Raw genomic sequence first — 23,421 nt, 5'->3', positions numbered from 1 at the left:
CTATGGGCGCTAAAACAGGTGCACAATATATTGAACGTATTAAACAGGCTGGAAACAATGTATATATCCAAGGTGAAAGAGTCGAAGATCCTACAACACATCCAGCATTTAAGAATGTGGTTGCTTCCATGGCACGACTATACGATATCCAGCATGAACAGCCGGAAAAGATGCTTTACACTTCTCCGACTTCAGGGGAACAGGTGGGAATGAGCTTTCTCAAGCCTGAGTCGATAGAGGATCTAATTCGTCGCCGGGAAGCCATTACAGAATGGTCGCGCTCCAATGGAGGTATGATGGGGCGATCTCCGGACTATTTAAATGCTGAAGTCATGGCAATGGGCTATGCAAATGAATTTTTTGCTGAACAGGATACGATGTTTGCTGAGAATGCACGCAATTATTATGAATATGTCCGAGAAAATGATATCAGCTTAACCCATACCTTAATACATCCACAGGTAAACCGTGCAAAGGCCCAGCATGAACAGAAGGATGCCAATGTAGCCCTTCACCTCGTTGAAAAGCGAAAAGATGGCATTATTGTCGATGGTATACGTCTATTGGCTACACAAGGTGGCATTACAGATGAAATACTAGTATTCCCATCTACTGTTAAGCAGTCTGGGGAATTAGATGATCCGTATTCTCTTGCTTTTGCTATACCCAACAACACAGAAGGATTGAAATTCTTCAGCAGGGAATCATTCGATTACGGAAAGAATGAATGGGATCATCCTCTCTCTTCTCGTTTTGAAGAAGGTGACGCTATCGTTTCCTTTGAAAATGTCTTCGTTCCGTGGGAGCGCGTGTTCGTATGTGAGAACTCATCCATTTGTAATAGAACATTTATTGAGACGAATGCGGTTGTTCATATGGCCCATCAGGTCGTTTCCAAAAATGTCGTCAAAACAGAGTTCCTGCTTGGTATTATCTTGCAAGTTATGGATGCAATTGGCATTGACCAATTTCAGCACGTTAAGGACAAAGGAACCGAAGTAATGCTTATGCTGGAAACAATGAAATCCCATCTCTATCGGGCGGAGCATAACGCAGAAATAGATAAATGGGGTGTTATGACACCAGATTTTGATGCATTAAATGCCGCTAGAAATTGGTATCCGCGCGTCTATCCCCGCATAACGGAAATTCTTCGTATCTTAGGTGCATCAGGGCTGATGGGCATTCCAACAGAGGCTGATTTTCAGCATGAAGAAATTGGACCTATCGTCGAGAGAGCCATGCAGGGCAAAAACCTAGGTGGATATGATCGCGTACAGCTATTCCGATTAGCGTGGGATGCCACACTTAGTGCCTTTGGTAGTCGTCAAGCACACTATGAGTACTATTTCTTTGGTGATCCAATTAAAATGGGCATGACGTACTTTGATCAGTATGATAAACAGCCTTACAAAGATTTTGTAGAGGAGTTCTTACAACAGACGAAGACAGCTAAACCGAATCTGTCTAACGTATAAGGGGGAAGGGTTATGGCCTTTGATATTATTCGATCTGCCAGAGCGGTTTTGCATGTGAAAGATTTAAACGCCTCTAGAGTTTTCTATGATGCGTTAGGCTTTATAGAGACTGAAGTGGATGAACATTCTATTTATTATCGGGGATTAGAAGAGCATGTTCACCATAGCCTTGTATTAAAGCAAGCTCCAGAACCTGCTGTTGAGGTAATTAGTTATAAAATGATGTCAGAAGAAGATGTTGATCGACTAGCTTCTCACTTTGTAGCTAAAGGCTATGATGTTAAATGGATGGAGGAGGGAAGCCAGACAGCGTTAGGGCGTTCCTTTAGAATTCAGGATATCTCTGGGATTCCGGTCGAATTCTTTGCTACAATGAAAACAGTCGATCGTATGCTGCAACGCTTCGAGCATTATAAAGGAGCACGAGTTCAGCGTATTGATCATTTCAATTGTATGGTACCTGATGTGCAAAGGGCATACAATTTCTACGTAGAGGAACTAGGCTTCCGTTGTTCCGAGTACACATCAGATGACGAATCCATTTGGGCTGCCTGGCTGCATCGGAAGCCAAGTGTTCATGACGTCGCTTTCATGAATGGGGATGGTCCAAGACTTCATCATATAGGCTTTTGGTTAAATGATCAGCTTAGTCTCATTCACGCCTGTGATGTTCTTGCCTCACTTGGATATGTGGACAGCATTGAAAGAGGTCCTGGGCGGCACGGTTTATCTAACGCATTTTTTCTATACTTACGCGATCCGGACGGACACCGGATTGAATTGTATAATGGAGACTACTTAACAAGTGATCCTGATTTCAAGCCAATAAAATGGGATATAAATGACCCAACTCGTCAAACTTTCTGGGGACATGAAGCACCAGACCGATGGTTCAATGAAGCTTCTCTCGTGAATAATGTCCATACAAATGATACAGTAGCATTGAAGGAACCAACGTTGAAACGCAAGAAACCAACATTTGTTATATAGGAGGGCTAGCATGGACGATCGTTTATTTAAATCAGCCATGGGAAAATTCGCAACAGGAGTAACGGTGGTAACTACCGAGGTAGATGAGGAAGTCCACGGCATGACTGCCAACGCTTTTATGTCTGTATCATTAGAACCTAAACTCATCCTAGTATCCGTTGCCAACAAAGCAAGAATGAACGAGCTAATAAAGGAATCTGGATATTTTGCTGTTAACATCTTGTCCGATGCTCAAGAGGATATGTCCAATTACTTTGCTGGCATGGTTAAAGAAAAATGGGAGCTCGATTTTGACCGTTTCGAAAGCCAGCCAGTCATCAAAGATTCCATCGCCACCATAGCATGTAAAGTGTATGACACCCACGCAGCTGGTGATCACACGCTATACATCGGAGAAGTATTGAACCTGGAAGTAAAAGACGGATCTCCACTTGCCTACTTCGAAGGAAAATACCGAGGTATCCAATAATAAAAGGTTAAATCTAGCCCCACCGCTATATAGCGGTGGGGTTTTTTTGATGGGGATGGAAAAGGTCTTATCTCCGGGAGAAGAGTGCATATCTTCAGGAGAAGAGCGCATATCTCCTTGGGAAGAGCGCATATGTCCCGGAGAAGAGCGCATATCTCCAGAGTAAGAGCGCATATCCCCAGGGGAAGAGCGCATATCCCCCAGAGAAGTGCGCATATGTCCCGGAGAAGAGCGCATATCCCCAGGGGAAGAGCGCATATCCCCAGGGGAAGAGCGCATATCCCCAGGGGAAGAGCGCATATCCCCAGGGGAAGAGCGCATATCCCCGGAGAAGAGCGCATATCTCCCGGGGAAGAGCGCATATCCCCCGGGGAAGAGCGCATATCTCCCGGAGAAGAGCGCATATCCCTCGGAGAAGAGCGCATATCCCCAGGGGAAGAGCGCATATGTCCCGGAGAAGAGCGCATATATCAAAGGAATCGAATTTCCTGAGAAAATCACATATCAGACACACTCTAGTTTGACAAAATCAAATAGAATTTTGTCTATATTACCCGCATAAATTGTCTAATACCTATTATTGTAACCGATTACAAAGGGCTCATATAATATAGGGAAAAGGAGGGGTTCTGTGGAATTGTTATTTCCAATCGTTGCTATTACTCTTATGTTGTTTGTGATTGGGTATGTCAAGCTTCGGGAGTGGAAGGGAAATCGAGGCAGACCTCGTAAACAGAAATGGGAGGGAGAGACTGCAGAAGAGGCTGAGAATCGTGCTAGGAATACAAAAAGGTATACAGATATCCATCGTGGTAATGGACTTGGCGGTGGGTCTAAGGCAGTGTGACAGGCTAAAGTCTTGCATGATATAGTGAACATTAAGGAGTATGTTGGTACAAAAAAGCCCATCCTCTGGCCAGGATGGACTTGTTTACTCGTTATTGGTTTAAATATGCTAAAGTTCCATCTACGGCATATTGGTGATCCAATTCTGGTGTGAGCCCAGCAACGGTAATGGTACCGACAACTCCTGTTCCCTTTATAATAAGCGGAATGGAACCGCCGACAGCTTGAAAATCATTAATAGGCAGAAGGGAGCTTTCGTTATGACTCGTCCCCATCTCTTTAAAACGTTCAGCGATAAATGCTGAACTATGGTTATAGTGATTAACCACAGCTTTTTTTCGGTTAATCCACGCTTCGTTTTCTCCTGATGTTCCATTCATAAGATGAGAGAATAATGGTTGTCCGTTTCGTTCAATGTGTACCGCAATGAAAACATTATGCTTCTTTGCCATATCAATTATGGTAAAGCCTAATTGCAAGGCGTCCTCATTGGTGAACTTGGGGAACGCCAGTTGATCTTCTTCTTGTAAGAGCTTGCTCATTGATTCTGAATGCAAAATAATCTCCTCCTAAGCTATTAAAATAGCTGTTGTTTTTTATCTAATTGGTAATTAATAATTGCTAGAATAATAGCACCTACTACCATCAGGGCACCAACCCATGCTGTGTCGCGAAGTTCTAGATGATTCACCACGATCCCTCCAATAGCAGAGCCTGAAGCAATACCTACATTAAATGCTGATATATTTAAAGCTGATGCTACATCCTTTGCGGACGGTACGAGCTTTTCTGCTAAAGACACAATATAGACTTGCACGCCTGGTGTCATCATAAAGGCTAATAGACCGAGTAATACGATGTTCACTACACCTAGAACCTGTAATGGAGAGGTCCAATATAAAAGGAAAAGGACTACAGTCTGTGCAGCAAATACATAGCGCAATCCTTTAACAGGATGTTGGTTGGCGATTGTACCTCCTATAATATTACCAATTGCAACTGCTATGCCATAGGCAAGTAAAAGGATACTCACGGCCTGTTCGGGAAAACCTGATACATTTTGCAAAAGGGGAGAAAGGTACGTAAATAATACGAATGTACCCCCAAATCCGAATGCTGTCATAAGCAAGGCTAGTAAGATGCGCGGCGTTATTATTAACTTCACTAGCTGTTGAAGTGATGTCTTGTTCCCTTTACCAATTGAGGATGGGACACTTATCAGCGTTGCTGCAAAGCTAATCATGCCTAGGATGGCTACCCCAATAAACGTATATCTCCACCCGAAGGTCTGTCCAATAAATGTTCCAAGAGGTACGCCAATAATAGTAGCAATTGTAAGCCCGGAGAACATCATGGACATGGCATTTCCCTGTTTATGCTTTGGAACTAATTCGGTTGCAACGGTTGCGCCTAAAGAAAAGAACACTCCATGTGCTACAGCTGTTATAACTCGTGCCACGACAAGTAACGTGAAAGAGGCTGCCATGGAGCCTAATACGTTTCCAATGATAAAAATACCCATAATAAGCAATAGCGTTTGTTTCCTGGACCAATGACTCAATTTAGCGGTTACTATTGGCGCACCAATTGCAATACCTAGTGCATAGCTTGTGATTAACCAGCCGGCCTTTGTAACTGAGATGGATAACTGTTCAGCAATGGTCGGTAATATACCAACTATTACAAACTCAGTGGTACCGATAGCAAAAGCACTTATGGCAAGAGCTATTAGAGCTAGCCTGCTCTGCTTTGAAATATTATCTTTCACTGTAAATCCTCCTCTCGATGTAATTTCATTGCTGGTTTTACTGCTGATGTATGGTTCGCATCCCCCCTTTCAAGTCGTGTCTTGCTAGAATAAGTTAGATATTTGCCTTGCTCCTTCCATGACACGATGGATATAAATACTAAGGTTGTTCGTGGTGATACGGCTGCTTGGCCCGGCGATTGCCATAGCAGCTATCACTTGATCGTCTTTAAAAATTGGTGCACCAACACAACGAAGTCCGATTTCACTCTCTTCATTATCAAGTGCATACCCATGCTCCTTAATGTGGTTGAGTTCCTTCATGAATGTATCATGATTAGAAATGGTATTTTCTGTAGTAGGAGGTAATGGGAGCGTAGCAATTATACTTTCCTGCTTTTCTTTCCTTTCAAAAGCGAGTATCGCTTTCCCGATAGCGCTATGGTGTATGGCATCCACCTGACCAATATAGGAGTGAGTACGGATGCTCTTAGCTCCATCCGCTACTTGCGTTATAACCGTTTGCTGATCTTGCAAAATTCCGATGTAAGCTGTTTCCTCTAGGTCTTTGCTAATTTCAAAGAGAGGTGGAACAGCCTTCCAATTTTCAGCAGGAGTGTAGGATGAACCTGACCCTGCTTTCGCTCCTAATGCGTACCCTCCAGAAGCTGTTTTTTGTAAATAGCCATTGTCTAAAAGTGTTGTTACTAGACGGTAGGCTGTGCTTTTGTTAAAGCCAAGCTCTTTTTGAATGTGAAGCAAATCTCTAGGGCCATGTGCCTTAATAAGCTCAAGGATTTGAAGCCCTTTTTTCAATGTCTTTACTTCATAGTTAGGTTCCATACAAAAACCTCTTTCGTTTCTAATTTTGAAGGAAGGTTAAATTACGTTTCATAATAGTAACGTTGTATTTCTATATATGCAATACATTAGCGTTAGGTTTCAAATATAGAAACTAAACGCCCTGCAATGGTAGTGTAGAATTCCATGACAGCTCATGGTTGTTGCTGAAAGCTACCTTCCTATTGTTGGTTTAACACAACAGCAACAATGGTTTTAACGTAGTTTTTGTAAAAAAGCATATTTTTTGACTTTATTATGTGAATGTTCTAATATAATATTTATAAGATGAATATTCCTTATAAGGGGAGTAGCTTTCACATTAAAGTCGTCACTACAGAGGTGTTCCTCTCGGCTTTAGTGGCAACGATTGTTGTTAGCAAGACCTTACCACATAATTGGTACAGGTCATTTTTTGTATAGAAAGACCTGTACACATAGCGGTATAGGTCCTTTTTTATACAATAAAATAAAGTGAGGGATGATGCATTGAGAAGACAAAGGAAATCTTTTCAACAACTAATTCAATCCAATAAAGAAGAGCTTCTAACCAATAAGAAGGAAATTGATAAAATTGATGACAAAGTAGATAAAAAGCTGATGATTCATCGAAAGGAGCAAGCTTAAGATGTTTATGAATCTTTCAAATAATATGGAACAGGAAATGGAGAAGATGCAGGAGTCATTAGCCCCTCTCATGAAAAAAATGAGTAAGTATTCTTTTGCGTCTATACTTTTAGTTAGTTTCTCTGTATTAAACTTGTTATCTGCTATGTTCTTTATTGATGGGACGCCAGGTACTGTCACCTTACTTGTGTTGGCAGGAATAGGGGCATTTGGTATGGCGCTGAACAAAGAGAAAAAGCATTATAAAAAGGAAATGAACAAACAGGGGAATGAATATATTATGGAACGAATTAAGAAAAGTCGTTATTTGTCGGAAGGCCGTGTATCAGAATATGTCAACACGATAAAAGATAAACAATATCTTGCCCTGACTAGCTTCTATAACTTTCTAAGGGAAGAGGAAGACGCAAAGAAGCAATATTTGTATCAATAACTCTAGACCGTCCAAATGAAGGGCGGTCTTTTTTTGCAATCGAAACACTTTACGCTGTTTCACATAGTGAAACTTATGTGTTAGTGGTTCAATCTTTTGAATATCGTGGAGAGACATGCTACTCTATATCTTGCGAAGTCATAGACTTGGTAAATGCATTGTAAAAGCGAAAGGAGCAGTTATTCCTATGAACAGTTTACAAGACACAATTCAGTTAAATAATGGTGTTCACATGCCTAGACTTGGCCTTGGAGTGTTTAAGGTGGAAGATGGGGAAGAAGTAATAAACTCTGTAAAATGGGCGATTGAGCACGGTTACAAAAGTATAGACACAGCAGCTGCATACCAAAATGAAGAAGGTGTGGGACAGGCAATTAAGGAATCCGGTGTAAACCGCGAGGATATCTTTGTAACGTCTAAGCTTTGGAATGCAGATCAGGGCTATGAAGAAACGTTAGAAGCATTTGAAACAAGTCTTAACAAATTAGGCCTTGATTATTTAGATTTGTATCTTATTCATTGGCCTGTCGAGGGAAAATATAAAGACTCCTGGAAAGCGATGGAGAAACTTTATAACGATGGAAAAATTAAAGCAATAGGGGTAAGCAACTTCCAGGTTCACCATTTAGAGGATTTATTACAAGATGCAGCTGTGACACCTGTTATAAATCAAATCGAATTGCATCCAAAGCTAACACAAGAACAAGTGCGTTCCTTCTGCGAAAAGCAGGGTATTGCAGTAGAAGCTTGGAGTCCACTAATGCAAGGACAAATTTTAGAAGAGCCAGTAATTAAAGAGCTAGCGGAAAAATACAATAAAACAGCTGCCCAAATTGTCATTCGCTGGGATCTTCAAATAGGAATCGTTACCATTCCAAAATCTACAAAACAACACCGAATTCACCAGAATGCCGATGTATTTGATTTTGAATTGACTAAAGAGGAAGTAGCGAGTATTAGTGCATTAAATGAAGATCATCGGGTAGGTCCAGACCCTGATAATTTTGATTTTTAATCAACATGAATAGAATGATAATAAACACCTGCTCGCTATATAGGAGCAGGTGTTTGTTTTGTCATATTACGTATTACATAGCAGACTCTTGGAGTTCTGTTTTGTCTTGCTTCTTTCCTTCATTTAATTGCTTTTGTTCTTTTCGGGTAAAAAGGCGATATACTGCAGGAATTAGCAACAGTGTTATGAACGTTGCGAACATGATACCTGAAATAATGACGGTTGCCATCGGGGCTTGATAATTACCTGTGGTACCAGTTGCAAGCGCTAATGGCAGCATCCCCCCTGCTGTAGTAAGACTAGTCATAAAAATAGGACGAATTCTGTTTTTACCTGCCTCTACTAGTGCTTCAGAAACAGGGAGGTGATGGTTACGAAGCTGGTTGGTGCGATCAATAAACAGAATGGCATTATTCAGGACGATACCAATTAACATAATAACCCCCATGCCAGACATCACACTGAGCTCTCTTTGAGTGGCAAACAGTCCGACAATTACACCGACAAATGTCATCGGAATAACAGACATGACAATAATCGGATGTAATAGATGGTTAAATTGAACCGCCATTACAAGATAGACAAGGAACAGGGCGACCCCTAAGATAATCAGCATTTCCTGGAAGAGTTCCTGCTGTTGTTCCAGATCACCAGCTGTCGTAATGGTGTATTCTTCAGGAGGGTTAAACGATTCTATCGCTTTTTCAACCTCTCGATTAATTGTACCTAAATCGCTATTCTCTATGTCGGCAGAAATGGTTACCAATCTTTCGCCGTCCACATGGCTTATTTCATTCGGGACAGGGACACTTGTAAAAGAGACAAAATCGGAAAGCTTCTTCTCCCCTTGTTGAGTAAGGATAGTGCTGTTTAATAGCTCTTTTTTAGTCGTAGTAGTTTGATCCCATCGTGCCATTATCGGTATGGTGGTGTCTTGAATGTGAATATCATCTATTTGTGTATCAAGGAAGGACTGCTGTAGGGATGCTTGAATCTGACTGTTCGTTAACCCAGCCTCTTGTATATTGTCTTCCTTTAGCTCAACTACTTCCTCCAAGGAAGACCTTTCTACAGAGGAATGAATACCGACAATGCCGTCGATTGTTTCAAGTCTTTCCATAAATTGATTAGAAACGGATTTCAGCGTTCCAAACTCTTCTCCAGTTATCTCAACCTGAACAGGATTACCACCTCCACTTGACAGCGTATCCTGGACATTCTTGATAGGATGGTCCTTCTCCAGACTCCGAAGCTCGGCTAGAATGTCCTCCTTTACGGTTTGTTGATCTGTCGTTATATCGTTCCCTTTCGTCATATTGATTAAGGTATATAACAATCCGTTATTGTCTATTACATAATTAGATTCAACATCCGTTATAGTAGAAAGCCTTTCGTTTATATCTTTAACAATATTTTCTTGTTGTTCTGGATCAATTCCGCTTTCTAAATTAATGGCAATTTCACTATATCGATTATATATGTCTGGCATAATAGTCATCGGCACCTTTGGAATTAACGCTAAGGACCCACCGAATAGGGCGAGAAAGATGAGAATGACAGCAAGGCTCCTCCTTTTCTTCTCCACCGTCCATTTGACTACTCGACCATATAGGCGTAATAGCGCTCCTTCCTTTTTGTTCCCTTTCTGGTGACGTACCTGTAAGAACTTCTCTGAAAGGGAAGGGATTAAGGTAAAGGAAACAATGACAGAACTCACTAGTGTCACTGCTACAACGACAGAGAGGAGAATCATAAACGTGCCCATTTCACCGCCCAATAACCCTATAGGAACAAATACTACAATAGTCGTGAGCATGGAGGCAATGACAGCTGTTGCTACTTCCTTTGTTCCCTCGAGTACAGCTCTTCTATTTCCAAGTCCATCTTGTTTCTTCCGGTAAATGGATTCAAGAATAACAATCGACGAATCGACCATCATGCCGATTCCGAGCCCTAATGCAATCAGAGTGAGCATGTTCAAGCTGTAATCCAACAACCATATCGTAGCAAAGGTAAGAAGAATGGAAGTTGGGATGGAAAGGCCGATAATAAACGTTGCTCTCACATTCCGCAAAAACAGGAGTAAAACGACGATAGCAATGGCGCCTCCTATAATTATGTTCTTAGTAACGCTATTTATCGAATCTTCTACATAGTCCGCAGGTGAGACTATTTCATTAACCTGGAACCCTTTAACAAGTTCTTCTTCTTTTATTTGGTTAATTTCAGATCTGATGGCGTTCGCTGTTTCGATTTGTGTATAATCACTAGTTCCGCCTACTTGAACAAATACAAGCTCCTTCGTTCCGTTTTTCCAAACAAAGGAAGAGCTTTCTAACGGCTGGATTGTTACATCAGCTATGTCTTGGAGGGAGATAGATCCGTTTTCCGTAGGAATCTCTAATTGCTTTACTTCTTCAACACTTTGCAGGGTAGTGTTCCACCGAAGGGAGGGAGATTGTTCTTCCCCTTCTAAAGTACCTAATGTAGCTTCCTTGTTTGCTTGCTCGATCGTACTAATTACTTGTGTAACATCTATCCCTTGTGCTGTAAGTTCTTTTTGATCAAATGATACGGAAAGCTCTTGTTCAAATAAGCCTGTTAACGAGACATCTCTTACTTCTTTTAGAGCTTCTAATCTTGGCTCCAAGATAGTGGTTGCAAAAGAGGACATCGTCTCCATGTCTCCACCGGAAAGATCCATAAAATACTCATAGTTTTGTTGAGTTCCATATTGACCTGTTTCGGTGTGATGTATGTTTGGAAGAGTGGCTGTTTCACTTGCAACAAGGGATTCTACTTCTTTGTATATGTCGTCTCCTTTTCCTTTCTCAAAATTCATAAAAAAGGATGCGCTGCCAACATAGGAGGTAGATTCCACCTTCTCGACTCCCTCAATGGCCATCAATTTTTGCTCCAGTGGAGTAGTAATCGTTCGTTCCACATCTGCAGCTTGCATATCCTCGGTCCTGATATCCACGTATGCACCATCCATTGTTACGTCAGGGAATAGCTCCCGATCTAGTTTCGTGATGGAATATGCACCTAAAAAAATAATCAACACTGTAAGTAAACTGACCAAAATTTTTCGATTCATGATAAATTTCATCATCTGCATGCTTTTTCCTCCTTATCCAATACCTAATATGTGTCCGTTTGTATTTAAACCTCATGTGTATGAGTTTACTTTTTTTGGGAGCATTTACATCATATCCTTCTAAGCGGAACTAGAACATTAGCTCTAGATGTATTTTGACTAAGTCTTAAGACGTATATTTCACAGGGCGTATGGATTGGATTATAGAAAATATAGGTAAATGAGGATATCAGAGGGATGTCTAAGGGGAAAGGACGTGGTATGTTAGAAGCAGATAATAGTTGGAAGGGAGGAGAGACATGAAGTATTCATTTTACAGAGAGCAGGAAACGGAGGAAGTAGAAAGCTTTCATGTGAAGAGTCATGAAGCGTTGGCTTTAGAACGAAACGTTGCTGTTGTGGGAAAAAAGCCATTTTTTGTTTTTTCTGAGCAGGACCTTCAGGGAAAGGGTGCGGAGGATAATCTTTATATTGAGGTGCCGGCTGATACAGCCTGTATATATGTTCTAAATGAAGGAGAGCTGACAGATTATAAGCTGCTGTATAGGGATGTGCACGCAGAACATAACAAGTCATCAAATCCATTAGCAACATTTGAAGGGAAAGAAGGACTCGGGGATAAATTGTTTGTTATCATTCGACGCTTGAAACAGTTTATCGATCACTTCAATCCCTCTATACCTCGTCTCTATGAAATTAGCATAAGCAAGGGAGATATAGTAGAACAACCGCTTTCACTAGATAACCGTCTAGCGATTCAACCTTCTGAGAAAATCGCACTCATTGTCCATGGCTTCTTCTCTGCAAGTGAACAAAACTTCGAGGCGTTAAAACAGGAGCTGTGGAATAGAAATATCTATGACAGAATTATAGGGTATTCCTACGCTACTAATATTCAAGGAATTGAGGCTCATGGGGACCAATTATATACAATATTGCAGGATACTGGTATAGGGCATGAGGATAATGAGGTGGACGTATATGCGCACAGTCTTGGAGGCTTACTGCTGAGAAGTCTATTAACTAACGCCCACAACCTTGAAAAGCATCCAATCCAAAGACTGATCCTTGCTGGTGTTCCGAATCTTGGCACGCCTTTAGCGGTATATGGAAATAGCATACTAAGCGAGCATGGATGGAACGTGACAGAATTGCTTTTCCATTTAATTCGCGATTTAATCCAGAAAGGAAAAGATGCACTGCCAGCATACGAACTATTTATATCACAAGTAGCCTTGTTGGAGAGTAAATCCCCTGTGCTTGCTGATATGTCACCGAATTCTCCTTTTTTAAATCGATTAAATAAACAAGAAATAACAGTCGCCAAAGGAATATACAGCTTCGGTTATCAGTTGCCAGAGGACAAGCTGCATGAAGGCTTTTTTCTAGAACGGTATCGCGAACTTTTAAAGCGATTACATGTATTTCAGAATGAAGAGCATGACGGGGCAGTTCCTTGTGCAAGCTCTCTCTATCCATTTTATGCTGAACCAGCTCCATTAATAGGGAAAGAAGAACAGAGAGGATGGCATTCCTGGTATTTTGGGGAGGAGAAGCATGTTACTATGCTTTTGGAAGAAGTACTAAGGGAACGTCTATAAATAGAAAAACTGCTCTAAACCGATTTGCTTTTTCGGTTGGGAGCAGTTTTTTTATGACTGTACGTGTTGGTTTCCAAGTGCAGTGACTATCCATCATTTCTTGGTTGAAAAAGGTAACCCGCCCCATGAAGGGGACTCAATTACAATCTTCTTCTTGAAATAGCTTCGCGCATCTTGGTTTGTGCTTGCTGCGTCTTTTCTTTGTTTTGCAGGCTGTAATTGACATATAGAGCATCAATAATAGATAACTCTGCGATTCTTGATGCAAGAGCTTCAGAGCGATAATCCGTTTCTTGAGATGTGGTGAATAAGCAGACATCCACAGCTTTGCTGAAGGGGGATTTAGCAAAGTTGGTAATGCCGATTGTCGGTACATTGTTTTCTTTCGCTACTTCCATGACTTCCAGGATATCTTTGTTCGTGCCGGTGTGAGAGATAAACAGCGCTACATCTTCCTTTGTCAATTGAGAGACTGCCATAAGCTGCAAATGGGTGTCTGTATAGGCATGGCTGGGCAAGCCGCTCCGCATAAATTTGTGCTGAGCATCTAGAGCTGTAACACCAGACCCTCCATTCCCATAAAAGTGAATCTGCTTTGCCTGCCCGATTAGCTGCAAAGCCTTATGAAAAAATTTTTCTTCCTGTATGTCTTTTGTATATTGAATCGCATTCACATTTGCTTGAAATACTTTTTGGAGAATATCCATTTCGCTATCCTGCTCGGAGATTTTTTCATGAATGTCTTGAATGGGATTAACTACCTCTGAAGCAAGAGAGATTTTTAATGCTTGATATCCTTTATAGCCAAGCGTCTTACAAAAGCGAAATACAGTAGCATCCGCCACCCCAAGATCCTCTGATACTTGGTTTATTGTTGAATGTACAATTTTGTTTGGGTCTTTCAGTATATAGTCTGCTATTTGTTTTTCTTTCTCGCTCATTTGCCGATAATAGGACTTAATACGGCTAATGACCTGCGTAGAGCTTTCCGTCATCTGTACTCCCTCCGTTTCTATCCTATTTATAGTGTAAACAAATTTATTTTTAAATAAAAGGAACGTGAAGAAAATTTTTTTCATGAAAACGGTTGATACGAAAAAAATTTTATGTATAATCGTAAGTGAAAGAAAAAATATTTCAAACTCTATAGATCATGAGTATATATTTTTTCATAGAAATGAAAGCGATTACCAATGAAAAGCAAACGAGATGGTGTTTTGTGGAGGGAAGTCAATGAAAACGGATATTATTCTAGCTATTGATATAGGAACGACAAGTACGAAAACACTTGGCTATGACAAAGAAGGCACGATATGGGCAGAAGTAGAGGAGGAGTATCCTCTCTATTCTCCAGAACCTTCACGTAAAGAGCAAGATCCAGAGGAAATATATCAAGCTGTTACTAATACAGTGAAAGCTGTTGCTACTGAAGTAACGACTAAGGGGGGAGCCATTTCCGGAGTTGGTTTCAGTGCTGCCATGCATAGCATTTTAGCTGTGGACCAGGATGGAAAGCCATTAACCATGGCACTCACTTGGGCAGATCAACGCTCCATTAAAGAGGTAGAAGAGCTGCAATCAGGAAATGGACACGAGATTTATCTTCGTACCGGGACTCCGCTTCATCCCATGTCACCTTTAAGTAAATTAATGTGGATGAATCGAAATGAACCAGAATTATTTCAGGCGGTGTACAAGTGGATTTCCATTAAGGAATATGTTTTCTATCGACTGTTCCATCGTTACATTGTCGATTATTCCATTGCTTCAGCGACCGGATTGTTTAATCTGGAGGCATTAGACTGGGATGAAGAAGCTCTAGACGTTGCAGGCATATCAAAAGAAAAGCTATCTGAACCTGTTCCAACAACTCATGTGTTAACCGAGCTTTCCTCTGCAAAAGGAGAAGAGTTAGGTCTAGAAGCTGGAACCCCGTTCATACTTGGAGCAAGTGATGGTGTTCTAGCCAATATTGGAGTTGGTGCTTTGCACCCAGGGTCAGTTGCATGCACCATCGGGACAAGCGGCGCTATAAGAACAGTCGTTGATAAACCGACAGTCGATCCAAAGGGAAGAATATTCTGCTATGCATTAACCGAGGATAAATGGGTCATTGGTGGACCTATCAATAATGGAGGTATTTCATTCAGGTGGGTAAGAGATAACCTGTTCCCAGACATTGATAAAGAGGCGGCAGTGAATGGTGTTAGTGCTTATGAGGAGTTAACAACAAGAGCGGCTAACATTCAGCCTGGTTCCAATGGACTGTTATTCCTACCATACCTAACTGGAGAAAGAGCTCCATTTTGGGATTCGGATACGAAGGGGGTATTCTTTGGGTTAACGCTGGATCACAATCGAAATCACATGATTCGAAGTGTGCTGGAAGGGGTTATGTTCCAAATGTATTCTGTTGCAATTGCTCTTATTGAAGCAGGGGTAGAGCCTGTTGAGTTTAGAGCAGGCGGCGGTTTTGCCAAATCAGATGTATGGAGGCAAATTATGGCCGACATGTTTGAAACAGAGCTGGTTATTCCCGAAAGTCATCAGGGCTCCTGCCTAGGTGCTGCTTGGTTAACGATGAAGGCATTAAACATGATTGAGGACCTTTCAAGCGTCAATGACATTATTCACACAAAGGTGAAGCATTCGCCAATCCCTGAAAATGTCACGATTTACCGTAAGTTGAAACCGATTTATTTACGTCTAGCACGGAAACTTCCAGCAGAATTTAAAGCCATTTCGGAAGTACAGCGTGATCTAGCTAAACAGTAATGAAGATATACAAGAAATAAAGGGGAGTTATTTGTATGATGGATTCAACGGCAGGATTAGTGATTGTCGCTATTCTGGCAGTATTAGCACTTTTATTCTTAGTAATGAAAACCAAGCTTCAAGCATTTGTCGCTTTATTATCCGTCAGTATTGTGGTCGGACTAGTAGTTGGAATGAAGCCAACTGAAGTCATTAATACGATAGAAGAAGGTATGGGAAGCACTCTAGGGTATGTAGCTGTGATTATCGGTTTGGGTGCCATGTTTGGAGAAATGCTTCGTGTATCAGGAGGGGCAGAAAGACTTGCTCTTACCCTCGTAAATAAGTTTGGTGAGAAAAATGTAAGCTGGGCACTTGGCTTAACAGGCTTTATAGTATCTATTCCTGTATTCCTTGATGTAGCTCTAGTAATCTTAATACCTATCATTTACAGCCTAGCACAAAAAACAAAGAAATCACTACTGTATTTTGGTATTCCATTATTAGCAGGATTAGCTGTTACTCATAGCTTTATTCCTCCAACACCAGGACCGATTTCTGTTGCGACATTGTTAGATGCTGAACTGGGATGGGTAATCCTTTTTGGTGCAATGGCAGGTCTTCCAGCAATGATCTTAGCTGGTCCTGTATTTGGAAAATATATAGCAAAGAAAATTCATGTTGGTGTTCCAGACTATATGCTGGAGCAGATTAAGGATGCGGAATTTGATGAGGATTCACTTCCAAGCTTTGCAAGTGTGGTACTCATTATTACACTGCCATTAGTGTTGATATTAATTAATACAGGGGCAGGGCTTATTTTGGATGAAGAGAACGGCGTTTTTGAATTCCTTACCTTTATTGGCCACCCATTTGTAGCTCTCACACTAGCAGCATTGTTAACCTTTTATATTTTCGGAATCAGAAGAGGATTTTCTAAAGAACAGGTGCAGGAAATCACTACAAAGGCATTAGAGCCAGCTGGCATTATTATTCTAGTTACTGGTGCAGGTGGAGTATTCGGAGAAATGTTAATAGCATCTGGGATAGACGAAGTGCTAGCAAGCGCACTAGAATCTACTCAAATGCCATTAATCGTCTTTGCCTTTATTACAGCAACGGTTATTCGTGTAGCCCAAGGGTCTGCAACTGTATCAATGATTACCGCTGCAGGTCTTGTTTCTCCGCTGTTGGATACCTTTAATGTCAGCGAACCAATGCTAGGCTTGCTGGTTATTGCAATTGCTTCTGGTGCAACAGTAGTTTCCCACGTAAACGATTCAGGCTTCTGGCTTGTCAACCGATACTTCGGATTAACGGAAAAACAAACACTGCAATCTTGGACAGTCATGGAAACAATAATTGGTTTAGTTGGCTTCGGTGTTGCGTTACTCGTTAGTTTCTTTGTATAACGATAAACTTACTAAGAGAAAAGAGGATATATTATGAATATAGGTTTAATTGGATTAGGTAAGATGGGCTTCAATATCGGGGCACACATGCTAGATAAAAAGTATCAAGTACATGCATATGATGTGAATGAACAAGCTGTAGAGCAGTTCCGACAAGAGGGAGGAGAAGGATTTTCCTCTATCCAAGACCTTGTAAATAGTTTGCAGGACGGACCACGAGTAATTTGGATGATGGTCCCAGCTGGCGAGATTACAGATCAAGTCATTGATGAAGTCTCTCCGTTATTAAGTAAAGGCGATATTTTAATAGATGCGGGAAATTCTAATTATAAGAAGACGCTTGCTCATCATGAGAAGCTTCAGGAGCGTGATATTGAATTCTTTGATGTTGGAACTAGCGGCGGTGTTTCTGGAGCCCGTAAAGGAGCGTGCTTTATGATTGGGGGGAATGCGGAGGTATTCCCAACCATCAAACCAATTTTTCGGGATTTAGCTGTACCAGACGGTTACCATTTTGCTGGACAAGGCGGAAGCGGTCATTTTCTTAAGATGATTCACAATGGTATTGAATACGGAATGATGGCAGCAATTGGCGAAGGCTTTGATCTCCTTGAGAAAAGCCCATTCGACTATGATTATGAAGGGGTAGCGAAAGTATTTAATAATGGATCGGTAATACGCGGCTGGTTAATGGAACTAATGGAAAGTGCCTTCCGAAAAGACGCTAACCTAGATGACATTCGTGGTGTCATGAACTCCTCAGGGGAGGGGAAATGGACGGTAGAATCGGCTCTGGATTTCGAGGCAGCCGCACCTGTCATTACCATGTCATTAATGATGCGTTATCGTTCAAAAGAAACAGACACATTTACAGGTAAAGTCGTAGCAGCCCTTCGTCATGAATTCGGAGGCCATGCTGTAGAAAAAAGGGAATAAATAAGGAAAGACAAAGCACGGTCAACAGGAGACCGTGCTTTTTATATGATAGTATTCCTTTCTGTGTTAAGAACTAAATGGGGAAGGAATTGATTCTATAATCGGATAAAATCATTTCTTTAACCTTGGATGGTATTTATGTATAGCTTATGTGGAAGGTGTGAATTCCAGATAGTAGTGTGGGAAGGCAGAAAGGAGAGTGGAGTTCTCATCTCCCCTTGTTTCTTTAGACAAACGCCAGTCTTTATTGAATGGAAAGTCATCCTGTTACATGGTGGATAGTGCTGAAAGGTCAGAAAAACTGAATAGCTTCGTATATGTTTATAGTAATAGAAAAGAATGGAGCTATGATACTATGAATAAGATGATAGAAGAACTATTTAGATGCGTTAGGTGTAATGCGTTGAATTTAGAAAAAGTGGAGAGGGAGAGGGATATAATAATGAAACTAGATTGGGAAGCAGCAATTGATTCTCTTTCCCAGATTAGCGTGATTGCAAACCAGGATAATCGACCTGTGACCGTCCACAATTTGGGAGAAGAGATAACATGTATAGGAATTGGTACAGATGCCGCGGTTTTTAGACATCAACAAGCTCCAGCTTATGCGTTCAAAATATATGCAGCAGAAAAACAATACAAAATTAAGATAGAGGAACACATATATAACCTCTTAGAAGGATCTCCTTATTTCTCAAGCAGCTTTGGATCTACAGATCGATACTTGATACTAGGCTATGAGGAAGGAATAACTTTGTATGATTGTATTCAACATGGAGTACACATACCAACACAGGTGATAGAGGATGTGGAGGATGCAAGGGAATATGTTCGTAGCATGGGCCTGCACCCACGGGATATTCATCTTAAGAATATATTGTTACAAAATGGACGGGCTAAAATTATAGATGTTTCCGAATACGTACATCCAGGAAATGACTTTCGATGGGAGCATTTAAAGCAAGCATATGAAGAATATTATCATTTAATTGATGGGAAAGAAGTCCCCTTGTGGCTTATCGAGAAGGTAAGAAAGTGGTATAACCAGCGAAAAGTCCACTTTTCATCCTATGATGACTTCATGAAGATTGTATTAAAATTTGCTAAACATATTAAGCCCTAATGTTCTTGAAGCAATAGCTATTTTATAAATTCCTCTCCTTACAGAAAAAGGGATTTCCCCTCTTTGTATAGAAAGAAACAGAAAGGAATATGGAAGGGAGAGGAAGGCAATATGCAGAATCCAATACATAATGAAATTGGAACAGTGTTTGTTCCGGTAAAGCACATAGAAGAAGCAAGGGATTGGTATTGCGATCTTTTAGGTTTACCTCCGACAGAGGAGGTGCAATTTGGGCACCTCTATGTATTACCAATGAAAGGGACTGGAATCGTGTTGGATAGTAAGATATATTCAGAGGAAAACATCTTGAAAACCCCTCTGTTCCACCTAAATACGGATGATATTCATGCAGCTTATGCGTATATGAAGGAGAAACAAGTGCAGTTCGTTTATGATATTCAATATGATCATTATTTTGTGATAAAAGACCCTGACGGAAATCACCTGATGGTATGTCAGTGTTAATTATAGAGGAAGAGGCACTTGCCAAGACGGAAGATGTGCTTGTTTATCGATACGTTTATTCGTTGTGTCGAAATGAGGACAGCTTACCTAAAAGAATTGAAAAATGGAGGTTTGTATGAACAATACAGGTGCTACGTTCCAGGTGAGAGTAGGGGAATATCAAGAGGGTTTGAGTTGGTATGAAACTTTGTTTCAACGTGCCCCGGATTTTGTTCCACATGAGGATTTTGCAGAATGGGAAATTATTAAAGGTACATGGCTGCAGGTTTCTCAAGGAAATCCGACGATTGGGAATGGACCGCTTCGATTGGGAGTCTCCAACATAGCGGGGGAGAGAAAAAGAATTATGGAACAGCTGCACATTAACATTGAACCTATTAACAAAAGGGAAGGTGTTCCGGCGGCTTGGTGTACGTTCACAGACCCCTATGGAAACAAAATAGGTCTGTATCAGGATTTATAACAGACAAATCCTTATATCAAGAAGAAAAATAGAACACCTTGGGAACGTGTCCTATTTTTTAAGCTGATTCTATCATTTGAAACCAAACAGTTTAATCCGTTTTGTTAAGTGGCTTTTTCTTTTTTTTAGGAAGCTTAGCCACAGTGACACTAAGCAGCGTATTTGTATTTATAAAGGCTCCAGTATTTAATCCTCCTGCGCCTGCTACGGTAATGGTCTTACCACTTGGTGAGATAATTTTAGCGTTCCCAAAGTTTATGACACCATCATTAACGGTATCAATTTGAACAGGTCCTAATTGGAATGCCATGCTTATAGTCCCTCCTTTAATAGAAGATAAAATAACCTTACCCCGCCAAGGGATAAGGTGGAGAGTGATTCTATCCTTGCATAGCAAATTAGTACAAAAACGTTGCTCCTACGATAATTAGTAGAATGAACAATACAACGATTAGAACGAAGCTGCCGCCGTATCCGCCGCCATAGCCACCACCACCGTAGCCACAGCCACCATATCCGCCATAGTAACCCATTAACAGTTCTCCCTTCCATATATAAATTAGAGAAAAGAGAATGTAAGCACTATCCATCCTCTTACTGCTATCGTATGGTTTCATGGTACTAATCGTATAGGTGTACAACTATGAATAGGGTAAATGATAGAAACACCTACTCGGCAAACCTTTAAGGAAAATTACTGTCTTAAAAATAGCCATCCCGTCTATACCAACTTTCCCTTGTATGAATATCATGTATTAGCTGCACGAAGGGAGGCATTTTACATGTCTGATCACGAGCATTACGAGCATGACAATCATGAAGAGAGAAGAAGAACCATCATTATTAAAGCAGATAATGTCGTAATTAAAGCAGAAAATGTAATTGTAGATGACGATGATGATAAAAGAGACAGAAGACGTAGGAGAAGAGATCCCTTTGGATTCTATAGAGATGAAGATTAATGGAAGAGAAGGAATCTTCAAATTAGAAGATTCCTTCTATCTTTCTTTTTGTTTCCGGTTTCTTTTCATGTCCTTACCCTAGGAAAGTCACACTTCAAGGCTGGGCAATAACATATTAGGGGGACAGTCTACATTTGTATAGTTTATGCAGAATGCTCCACAGTCTGTTGAAAATGAGTGTCTCGTGCGAGATAGATGGATAGGACAAGCCCTATTGTGACAGGGGCTAGAAGAACGATGTACACCATATTCGCTCCGTATTGTGACGCAGCTAGACCTATAATGGGTGTCCCTAACGCAACAGATCCTTGGTTTAGAACCATACGAAAACTAGCCATCCTGCCGTGATAGCTTGCTTCTGTAATCATTTGCTGCATGGATTGTAGAAGCACCCGAATCCATGTTGTCCCTAAGCCGATAAACAGAACACCTATAAAGGCAGCAATTCGGTCAGGAAACAATCCAACTATCACTAGCCCCGCCACCATCATTAGAAATGCATACACAGCGAAATGTCTTTGATGGATAGACCACCACCATCCGCCTGCTGCACCTGCCAGGATACCACCGATCGATAAGCTTGCATCGAGTAATCCATATAATGTCGCTCCACCATGTAAGATGGATTTCGTATACACAGACAAGAAGCCAACGCTAGAATGGAATACAAGCTGCCCAATAAGCATCATGGCAAATAACCCGAGTAGTAACGGCTGCTGTCGTGCATAAGCAAATCCCGACAGAAGATCATGCCACGCAGAAGTGTGAGAAGGGTTATGAATTACCCTAGTTTCCGATGGCTTTGTAATTCCTACTGCTACAGCAGCAAGGTTAAATGAGAATAACACGACCAGCAATGCTAGCAAGGGAGAGCCTAATCCAGTTAATACACCGCCTAACAAAGCACCTGTCAGCCCGCCTGAAACCCCCGCGGCACCGTTAGCAGAGAAGATGTGAGGAAGCTGCTCCTTCGAAAACAGCTCTGCAATGAAGGCCTGTATTGCAGGTCGGAATAACGAGCCTGTAGCTTGAAGTACCATGTGAGTTACGAAAATAATCCACGGTAGAAACCCGTTACTTGCTGATAAGAGTATAGTACAGGACATAACTAGAGAAGCCGTTGCCATTGCAATAAAGGCCAGGCGCTTTCGGTTCCATCGATCAACGAGCACTCCGAATACAAAATTTAGGAACACTCCGGGTAGGAACCCTAACCCCACGAGCATACCAGTGTAGGTAGCATCCTCTGTTATATCGTACAAAATCCAAGAAATACTAATAAAATACATTGTCCTGGCTAATTCTGCGAAAAAATAAGCACTTATTACCTTCCGTTTAGCATTCATCCGTTATGCTTCCTTTAGTACAAAGGACCATCCATTCATCAATGGTAAAACTCTGGATTTGATGGTTTACTTCCCTTATAGAGAAGTAATCTTTGATGAAACTCTCTGCCGACATCATGTAGTGATGTACGTTATTTTGTTGCTCCTTATCATCTAATGTACGCCGTACCCAGCTTTGAAAATCCATTTCTTTCTTACGAATAGAATCCTTAATCATTTGAAGCCCGTGGTCTTTCAAGTAGGATTGCCATTCTGAGACTGGTAACGCACGGACATGGCTTGCGTCTCGCATGCTTTCGAATGTATTGTAATAATAATTCAACTGTTTCTCCTCTGGAGCAATATTATCAATCATCACAAATACCCCATTATACTTCAGTACTCTAGCTGCCTCTTTAATGAATTGAGCTGGATTAGGAAAATGGTGTGGAGCAATTCGGCAAGTAATCATATCGAAGCAATTGTCTAAGAAGGGTAACTGTTCCGCATCGGCTATTACGTATTCTAGATTGTTAATACCTGATAAATGTCGTGCACTATGTTCAAGCATTTCTTTCGTTAAATCCGTTACGTACACCTGCTGTACGTGAGGTGCGATCGTTTTTGCTACATGACCTCCACCAGTAGCAATATCGAGTGCTTTCCATGTCGGCTGAGGGGTAGTCCACCTTAGAATTAACGGTAAATCCTCCCCTTTAGAGTGTGTGTGACTCGTTACATAGGAGTCAGCATATTTCCCAAAAGTGTGCTGTACTCGTTTTTTCGCTTCATCGTTATTCATACAGATTGCCTCCTTCCTTCTATCTTTATCGTATTC

The 23,421-nt window shown here is 41.1% G+C and carries 24 protein-coding genes; 15 read left to right on the top strand and 9 right to left on the bottom strand.

All coding sequences use genetic code 11. The annotated features are described in order from the left end of the window. Nucleotides 1-2: 2 nt before the first annotated feature. From hpaB to ACFFGV_RS13130, 4 genes are all read left to right on the top strand, one after another. Nucleotides 3-1,478, top strand: a complete 1,476-nt coding sequence (gene hpaB / locus ACFFGV_RS13145) for a 4-hydroxyphenylacetate 3-monooxygenase, oxygenase component (protein WP_377348591.1) — start codon at nucleotides 3-5, stop codon at nucleotides 1,476-1,478. Nucleotides 1,479-1,490: 12 nt separating this feature from the next. Next, nucleotides 1,491-2,468: a 3,4-dihydroxyphenylacetate 2,3-dioxygenase gene (gene hpaD, locus ACFFGV_RS13140; RefSeq protein ID WP_377348589.1), complete on the top strand. Its 978-nt coding sequence runs from the start codon at nucleotides 1,491-1,493 to the stop codon at nucleotides 2,466-2,468. 10 nt (nucleotides 2,469-2,478) lie between these two features. Further along, a complete protein-coding gene (locus ACFFGV_RS13135) occupies nucleotides 2,479-2,937 on the top strand; it encodes a flavin reductase family protein (protein ID WP_377348587.1) in 459 nt (152 codons plus the stop codon). A 631-nt stretch (nucleotides 2,938-3,568) separates the two neighbouring features. Further along, nucleotides 3,569-3,784, top strand: coding sequence for a hypothetical protein (locus ACFFGV_RS13130; protein WP_377348585.1), 216 nt, complete (start codon nucleotides 3,569-3,571; stop codon nucleotides 3,782-3,784). Between the two features lie 91 nt (nucleotides 3,785-3,875). Here ACFFGV_RS13130 and ACFFGV_RS13125 read toward each other — a convergent pair whose 3' ends face one another. The 3 genes from ACFFGV_RS13125 to ACFFGV_RS13115 all read right to left on the bottom strand — a co-directional run bounded on the left by ACFFGV_RS13125 (nucleotide 3,876) and on the right by ACFFGV_RS13115 (nucleotide 6,373). Further along, nucleotides 3,876-4,340 (bottom strand): heme-degrading domain-containing protein, encoded by a 465-nt coding sequence (locus ACFFGV_RS13125; RefSeq protein ID WP_377348583.1) that lies wholly within the window; start codon nucleotides 4,338-4,340, stop codon nucleotides 3,876-3,878. A 20-nt stretch (nucleotides 4,341-4,360) separates the two neighbouring features. Further along, on the bottom strand, nucleotides 4,361-5,551 hold the full coding sequence (locus ACFFGV_RS13120; protein ID WP_377348581.1) for an MFS transporter: 1,191 nt from the start codon (nucleotides 5,549-5,551) through the stop codon (nucleotides 4,361-4,363). An 84-nt stretch (nucleotides 5,552-5,635) separates the two neighbouring features. Continuing rightward, nucleotides 5,636-6,373, bottom strand: coding sequence for an IclR family transcriptional regulator (locus ACFFGV_RS13115; protein ID WP_377348579.1), 738 nt, complete (start codon nucleotides 6,371-6,373; stop codon nucleotides 5,636-5,638). A gap of 486 nt (nucleotides 6,374-6,859) precedes the next feature. On the opposite strand from ACFFGV_RS13115, the gene ACFFGV_RS13110 reads away from it, so the two are divergent. From ACFFGV_RS13110 to ACFFGV_RS13100, 3 genes are all read left to right on the top strand, one after another. Continuing rightward, nucleotides 6,860-6,997, top strand: a complete 138-nt coding sequence (locus ACFFGV_RS13110; protein WP_377348577.1) for an FbpB family small basic protein — start codon at nucleotides 6,860-6,862, stop codon at nucleotides 6,995-6,997. Between the two features lies 1 nt (nucleotide 6,998). Next, nucleotides 6,999-7,430: a DUF5392 family protein gene (locus tag ACFFGV_RS13105; RefSeq protein ID WP_377348575.1), complete on the top strand. Its 432-nt coding sequence runs from the start codon at nucleotides 6,999-7,001 to the stop codon at nucleotides 7,428-7,430. Between the two features lie 187 nt (nucleotides 7,431-7,617). Further along, nucleotides 7,618-8,445 carry an aldo/keto reductase gene (locus tag ACFFGV_RS13100; RefSeq protein ID WP_377348573.1) on the top strand — a complete coding sequence of 276 codons (828 nt, stop codon included), beginning with the start codon at nucleotides 7,618-7,620 and terminating at the stop codon, nucleotides 8,443-8,445. Between the two features lie 73 nt (nucleotides 8,446-8,518). On the opposite strand, the gene ACFFGV_RS13095 is transcribed toward ACFFGV_RS13100, so the two are convergent. Continuing rightward, entirely contained in the window at nucleotides 8,519-11,563 is a 3,045-nt protein-coding gene (locus tag ACFFGV_RS13095; RefSeq protein WP_377348571.1) for an efflux RND transporter permease subunit, read from the bottom strand. Nucleotides 11,564-11,841: 278 nt separating this feature from the next. Here ACFFGV_RS13095 and ACFFGV_RS13090 point away from each other — a divergent pair, with 278 nt between their 5' ends. Continuing rightward, the gene (locus tag ACFFGV_RS13090; protein ID WP_377348569.1) at nucleotides 11,842-13,143 is read left to right on the top strand and encodes a DUF7379 domain-containing protein; all 1,302 of its coding nucleotides are present in this window, start codon (nucleotides 11,842-11,844) and stop codon (nucleotides 13,141-13,143) included. A gap of 140 nt (nucleotides 13,144-13,283) precedes the next feature. Here ACFFGV_RS13090 and ACFFGV_RS13085 read toward each other — a convergent pair whose 3' ends face one another. Next, nucleotides 13,284-14,138: a MurR/RpiR family transcriptional regulator gene (locus tag ACFFGV_RS13085; RefSeq protein ID WP_377348567.1), complete on the bottom strand. Its 855-nt coding sequence runs from the start codon at nucleotides 14,136-14,138 to the stop codon at nucleotides 13,284-13,286. 238 nt (nucleotides 14,139-14,376) lie between these two features. Between ACFFGV_RS13085 and gntK the strand changes: the two genes are divergently transcribed. From gntK to ACFFGV_RS13055, 6 genes are all read left to right on the top strand, one after another. Beyond that, a complete protein-coding gene (gntK, locus tag ACFFGV_RS13080) occupies nucleotides 14,377-15,918 on the top strand; it encodes a gluconokinase (protein WP_377348566.1) in 1,542 nt (513 codons plus the stop codon). Between the two features lie 38 nt (nucleotides 15,919-15,956). Beyond that, nucleotides 15,957-17,309 (top strand): GntP family permease, encoded by a 1,353-nt coding sequence (locus ACFFGV_RS13075; RefSeq protein WP_377349303.1) that lies wholly within the window; start codon nucleotides 15,957-15,959, stop codon nucleotides 17,307-17,309. A gap of 33 nt (nucleotides 17,310-17,342) precedes the next feature. Next, complete coding sequence (gene gnd, locus ACFFGV_RS13070; RefSeq protein ID WP_377348564.1) at nucleotides 17,343-18,245, top strand: phosphogluconate dehydrogenase (NAD(+)-dependent, decarboxylating); 903 nt, start codon at nucleotides 17,343-17,345, stop codon at nucleotides 18,243-18,245. A gap of 442 nt (nucleotides 18,246-18,687) precedes the next feature. After that, nucleotides 18,688-19,368: a serine/threonine protein kinase gene (locus tag ACFFGV_RS13065; RefSeq protein ID WP_377348562.1), complete on the top strand. Its 681-nt coding sequence runs from the start codon at nucleotides 18,688-18,690 to the stop codon at nucleotides 19,366-19,368. Between the two features lie 111 nt (nucleotides 19,369-19,479). Further along, the gene (locus ACFFGV_RS13060) at nucleotides 19,480-19,833 is read left to right on the top strand and encodes a VOC family protein (protein ID WP_377348560.1); all 354 of its coding nucleotides are present in this window, start codon (nucleotides 19,480-19,482) and stop codon (nucleotides 19,831-19,833) included. Nucleotides 19,834-19,948: 115 nt separating this feature from the next. Then, the gene (locus ACFFGV_RS13055; RefSeq protein ID WP_377348558.1) at nucleotides 19,949-20,296 is read left to right on the top strand and encodes a VOC family protein; all 348 of its coding nucleotides are present in this window, start codon (nucleotides 19,949-19,951) and stop codon (nucleotides 20,294-20,296) included. A 91-nt stretch (nucleotides 20,297-20,387) separates the two neighbouring features. On the opposite strand, the gene ACFFGV_RS13050 is transcribed toward ACFFGV_RS13055, so the two are convergent. Both ACFFGV_RS13050 and ACFFGV_RS13045 read right to left on the bottom strand, forming a co-directional pair. Then, nucleotides 20,388-20,606, bottom strand: coding sequence for a spore germination protein (locus tag ACFFGV_RS13050; protein ID WP_377348556.1), 219 nt, complete (start codon nucleotides 20,604-20,606; stop codon nucleotides 20,388-20,390). A gap of 88 nt (nucleotides 20,607-20,694) precedes the next feature. Continuing rightward, nucleotides 20,695-20,829, bottom strand: coding sequence for a YjcZ family sporulation protein (locus tag ACFFGV_RS13045; protein WP_377348554.1), 135 nt, complete (start codon nucleotides 20,827-20,829; stop codon nucleotides 20,695-20,697). Between the two features lie 249 nt (nucleotides 20,830-21,078). On the opposite strand from ACFFGV_RS13045, the gene ACFFGV_RS13040 reads away from it, so the two are divergent. Continuing rightward, nucleotides 21,079-21,258: a hypothetical protein gene (locus ACFFGV_RS13040; RefSeq protein WP_377348552.1), complete on the top strand. Its 180-nt coding sequence runs from the start codon at nucleotides 21,079-21,081 to the stop codon at nucleotides 21,256-21,258. Between the two features lie 143 nt (nucleotides 21,259-21,401). Here the strand turns inward: ACFFGV_RS13040 and ACFFGV_RS13035 are convergent, their stop codons facing one another. Together ACFFGV_RS13035 and ACFFGV_RS13030 are read right to left on the bottom strand one after the other, a co-directional pair. Then, nucleotides 21,402-22,604: an MFS transporter gene (locus tag ACFFGV_RS13035; protein WP_377348550.1), complete on the bottom strand. Its 1,203-nt coding sequence runs from the start codon at nucleotides 22,602-22,604 to the stop codon at nucleotides 21,402-21,404. Next, on the bottom strand, nucleotides 22,594-23,385 hold the full coding sequence (locus tag ACFFGV_RS13030; RefSeq protein WP_377348548.1) for a class I SAM-dependent methyltransferase: 792 nt from the start codon (nucleotides 23,383-23,385) through the stop codon (nucleotides 22,594-22,596). Before ACFFGV_RS13030 ends, ACFFGV_RS13035 begins: the two co-directional genes overlap by 11 nt. Nucleotides 23,386-23,421: the final 36 nt, after the last annotated feature.

The organism is Pontibacillus salicampi (assembly GCF_042434395.1).
Taxonomy (GTDB): Bacteria; Bacillota; Bacilli; order Bacillales; family BH030062; genus Pontibacillus; species Pontibacillus salicampi.
Note: the sequence above shows the minus strand (reverse complement) of the source record. Positions and strands in the feature narration are given on the sequence as shown.